Genomic DNA, 4,537 nt, shown 5'->3' on the forward strand with positions numbered 1-4,537 from the left:
CCGATTCCCCTTCTGCGGAAGCGCATTCCCTATGAAGCAATCACGCGAGTGGAAAAAGGTCGCACCACCTTACTGGACGGTTGGGGCGTTCACTATCGCCTTGGTTGGGGGTGGACGTACAACATTTGGGGTTTCGACTGTGTGAGAGTTTTTTGCGGGAAAAAAGTATACAACCTTGGCACGGACGATCCCGACGGACTCCTCGCGTTCCTTCAGGAACAGATCTCGTCACGGAAAAATGCGGAGCCGGCCTCCGACGCAGGAGACGGGACGGGAACTTCAGAGTAATCCACGTCAGTCCGGGTGGCGGGAACGACCGTCGCGCTCACGTCTTGGGGGCGGAATTCACCCACGCCGTCGTGTGGCCAGCTCGGGCGTCAGCGGGCAATCCGACATGGTGCCCAGGGATGAGAGGGGGATGAGATTGGTCACCGCTTGTCTGAGGTATGAGTGCGCCAAAAAACCAACGGGGAGGACATCCGTATGTAGAATACGGGAAAGGCGCCGGGCAGCACGCGGCATGGACCGTGGTTCCGGCCACGCCAGGAGCAGTCGGTCGCGGCGGCCCCTTCGGGGACTACCACACGGAGGGCAGGCCGTGGTTGGAAGGCAGACCAGTGAGGCGGGCAATAGAGGGAGAATCTCGGCTATTTTGCTTTAAGATTATTCGATCAGTGCGGGAGGAACGCCATGCGACGCTTGAAGCTTGTGGGGCTGGTTGTTCTCTTGGCGGCGGTCGCAGGGGTGGTCGTGGGCTTGGCGCTCGGCTGGGCCAGCGTGGAGTATCGTCCGTGGCCGGGATATCCCGTCTTGGCGGAGGCCCAGCCTGCGACATCTGCCACTGTTCAAACAACCGCCAAACGCGAACAGGAGGCTTCCGGGATGGCGGAGCCCAGGGTCGAAGTGCCGGAAGATACCTACGATTTCGGCAGGATTGAATCCAACTCGGTGGTTCGGCACGAATTTGAGATCCGAAATGTCGGGTCCGCCCCCCTGAGACTCACCAAGGGAGACAGCTCGTGCCGGTGTACCGTGCTCAACTTTGAGGAAGCCGAACTGGCCCCGGGCCAGTCGATCAAAATCGCTGTGGAGTTTAATGGGAAGGACTACGTCGGGCCGGTCACGCAGCACGCCACGCTGTTCACGAACGATTTACGAACGCCCCAGGTCAAACTCACCGTCAAGGCGGATGTCGTCCGCTCCATAAGGGTGGTGCCGCCGGAGATCATCTTCACGCGGGTGGTGCGAATGCAGCCGGCTGTGGGGGAGGCGAAGATTTACATCTTCCGTCAGCAGGCTGTCAAAATCAGTCAGCCGGAGTTGGCGTATCAGGATGAATCGGCGAATTATTTCAGTCTGGAGTTGTCTCCCCTTTCCGGGGGGGAACTGGCGGTTGAGCCGGGGGCCAAGACCGGGTATCGGCTCCTTGTCCGTATTAAACCAGGCTTGCCTCTTGGGCCGTTTCAACAGAAAATCCGCCTGCACACCGACCAGAAGGACTGCCCCGAGTTGGAGATCCCCGTTCAGGGCCGGGTGGAAAGTGACGTGAACATCGTGGGGGCAGGCTGGGATGCCTCCCGGGGAATCCTTCACATTGGTCGCGTGAGTCGCCAGACCGGGGCGGAGCGCCGGGTGATGCTGCGGTTAGCCGCCCTCCCTGATCAGAGCCTGGAATTCCATGTGGAAAAAAGTGTCCCGGAATTTCTGCAAATTACCGTCGAAACCGATCGGATCGTGCACAAGGATGTCACGATGCTCGTGCCCATCGTCATCAAGATCCCACCGGGAGCAGGACCTGCTAACTATTTCGGCCTGGACGAGCCGAACCTCGGGCGAGTCATCATCAAGACAAACCATCCCGATGCCCCCGAGGTGAAAATCCTCGTCCGATTTGCCATCGAGTGAATGTGATGTCCTTCCCTTCACCGGAGACAAGAAGGAGAACTGATATGTCACGGACTGGTCACCGCGGCATGGCGGCCGTCACGGTTTTCGCCGTTTCTTTTCTTGTTGGAATGGTGGTGGTCATCGAGTTGGGTTGCGACCGTTCGTCACCTCCCCAGACCATCACCCGGAACTCCCCGACTCCCGCTCCGGCAGCAGGGCACGGAGAGGACTCCGCATCCGCGGTGAGCGAAACCCCGAAGGTTTCAGAACAGAGGTCAGAGAAGACGGCAGTGCCTTCCAGGGCGGCGCCGCAGAGTGATGCTGCCGCCTCCCCGCCGGCGGCAAGTTGGTTGAAGCAGCCGGAATCGCTCTCCGCTGCCCCGCCGGCGGTCCCCTCGGGATGGATCATCCCTGATGAACCATCAAAACAGCCTGCTGCCCAATCCCAAGAGGATTCAGAAACCGCTCCGCCTCGGGCGGCGCAAACTCCGGCGACTTCAGCTCCTGCTTCACAGAAAGTGGCGGGGCAGGGTGAATCGCGGGTTGACGGCGAACGTGCCGTTTCCAGTGCATCTGTTTCAGAGGTGGCAGCCGGGGGTGCCCTCCCCAATCCGCTACGGGGCGCCAGCCGCGGGAACAGGCGGTTGCCCACGTCACCGATGGAGTCTTTATCTGCGGCGCCATCCGTGCCATCCAATTCTGGTGCCGTGGTACCCGCCGTCCATTCTCAGGGGCAGTCTGTTTCTCCATCGGGATTCAAACGTCGTCTGGAGCGTCCGCCATTTGACCCCATCAAGGAAAACGGGCAATTCTTTGTGGGTTGGACGAAACCCCAGGTCGCGCTGGTCTTTACGGGTCGTCAGGACGGCTACTTTGAGCCCTGCGGGTGCGCCGGTAAGGATCGCATGAAAGGCGGTCTGAGTCGGCGACACACGATGATCCGGCAACTTCGTGAACAGGGTTGGCCCCTTGTGGTGATGGATGTCGGCGGACTCATCAAGGGTTTCGGCAAACAGACAGAGGTCAAGTTTCAGATCACCGTGGACGCCCTGCGGGTAATCGGCTATGACGCGATTAATCTGGGGCATAACGACCTGCGGCTGCCCGCCCCGCTTCTGCTCTCGGTGGTGGCACCCGTCGGCCAGAAACAGAGCGAATTCGTTTCCGCGAATGTGGCCTTGTTCGATTTTTCGGCAGATCAATGGATGTCCCGCTATCGGATTGTGGAGGCGGGCGGCAAACGCGTGGGCATAACGTCCGTCCTGGGGAAAAGCTATCAGCAGGAAATTCGAAATCCGGATCTGGCCTTTATGGATCCCGAAGAAGCGCTGGCCAAGATCGTCCCGCAGCTTAAGGCCCAGGCGGATATCCTGGTTCTGCTGGCCGACGCTGCCGACGAAGAGGCGTTTGCCCTGGTCAAAAAGTTTCCGGAATTCAATGTCCTGGCAACCACCGATGGTCCCGCGGAACCTCCCGGTTCTCCTCGCTTCGTGCCAGATACCAAGACACTCCTGGTCCACGTGGGGGAAAAAGGGATGGCCGCGGTTGTTCTGGGATTCTACGACAATCCCGATCAGCCCGTCGCGTACCAGCGGGTTATCCTGGATTCCCGGTATCCGGACTCACCTGAGATGAAGCAAATGATGGTGACCTACCAGAATCAGCTTGAGGCCCTGGGGCTGGCCGGTTTGGAAATCCGTCCGGTTCCCCATCCCCGACGCGAAATTCAGGGAGATTATGTGGGTTCAGAAAAATGCGCGAATTGCCACGAAAAGTCGTACCTGATCTGGAAAAGATCGGGGCACGCAAAAGCCTGGGACACGCTGAAAAACCTGGATCCGCCGCGAACGTTCGATCCCGAATGTATCAGTTGCCATGTCACTGGCTGGCACCCCACCCGGTATTTCCCCTATATCTCGGGATTCCTTTCTGAGAAGGAAACGCCCCAGCTCATCAACGTCGGCTGTGAATCGTGTCACGGACCAGGTGGGGAACACGTGGCGGCTGAAATGGGGAGCGACATCGAACGCCAAAGAAAGGCTGCCCAGGCGATGATCGTGACGAAAGAGGAGGCCGAGAATTCCGAGGTGCATAACTGTCGGAACTGCCACGATCTGGATAACAGTCCCGACTTCGATTTCGCCAAATACTGGCCCCTGGTGGAACATTACGAAAAAGAATAGTTCTTCCCGGGTGTCTGGCGGACTCCGTGGAAATAGGCCCGACTTCCACGTTGAGTAAGCATCCCAGTTGTATCCGCATCGTGCGAGGGAATGGAGAGCCCGGTTCCACCCGGGCCGCGGTGGTTTGCGGTGTTTTGCCGCGATTACGACAAGTAGTCCACTGGTAGGGGCCATTCCTGAATGGCCCCTACGACGCGTTGGCCTTTTCAGGAGCCTCCAGCCCTGCAACACCAGGCCATGCATCACGTTTCATCGGGCACGACGAGTTTGCCCCTCCGAAGGATTTCTCGGAGGGACGTGCTTGTCAGGTCCGTGATTTAACGCTTGATCATCCATTCCCATTCATCGGGCACGACGAGCGTGCCCCTCCGAAGGATTTCTCGGAGGGACCTGCTTGTCAGGTCCGTGATTTAACGCTTGATCATCCATTCCCATTCATCGGGCACGACGAGCGTGCCCCTCCATTT

At 59.0% G+C, this 4,537-nt stretch carries 3 protein-coding genes; all 3 read left to right on the plus strand.

Annotated elements, in window-relative coordinates; genetic code table 11:
• A partial coding sequence (locus H5U08_RS10755; protein WP_297032874.1) for a hypothetical protein occupies positions 1–288 on the plus strand: 288 nt, incomplete at its 5' end.
• A 402-nt stretch (positions 289–690) separates the two neighbouring features.
• A complete protein-coding gene (locus tag H5U08_RS10760; protein ID WP_297032876.1) occupies positions 691–1,905 on the plus strand; it encodes a DUF1573 domain-containing protein in 1,215 nt (404 codons plus the stop codon).
• Between the two features lie 44 nt (positions 1,906–1,949).
• Positions 1,950–4,070, plus strand: a complete 2,121-nt coding sequence (locus H5U08_RS10765) for a multiheme c-type cytochrome (protein ID WP_297032877.1) — start codon at positions 1,950–1,952, stop codon at positions 4,068–4,070.
• The last annotated feature ends 467 nt before the right edge of the window (positions 4,071–4,537 follow it).

The organism is Thermogutta sp. (genome assembly GCF_014359955.1).
Taxonomy (GTDB): domain Bacteria; phylum Planctomycetota; class Planctomycetia; order Pirellulales; family Thermoguttaceae; genus Thermogutta.

Coding starts and splice junctions, on each gene's coding strand:
- H5U08_RS10760 (WP_297032876.1), top strand. CDS start 691: ATGCGACGCTTGAAGCTTGTGGGGCTGGTTGTTCTCTTGGCGGCGGTC.
- H5U08_RS10765 (WP_297032877.1), top strand. CDS start 1,950: ATGTCACGGACTGGTCACCGCGGCATGGCGGCCGTCACGGTTTTCGCC.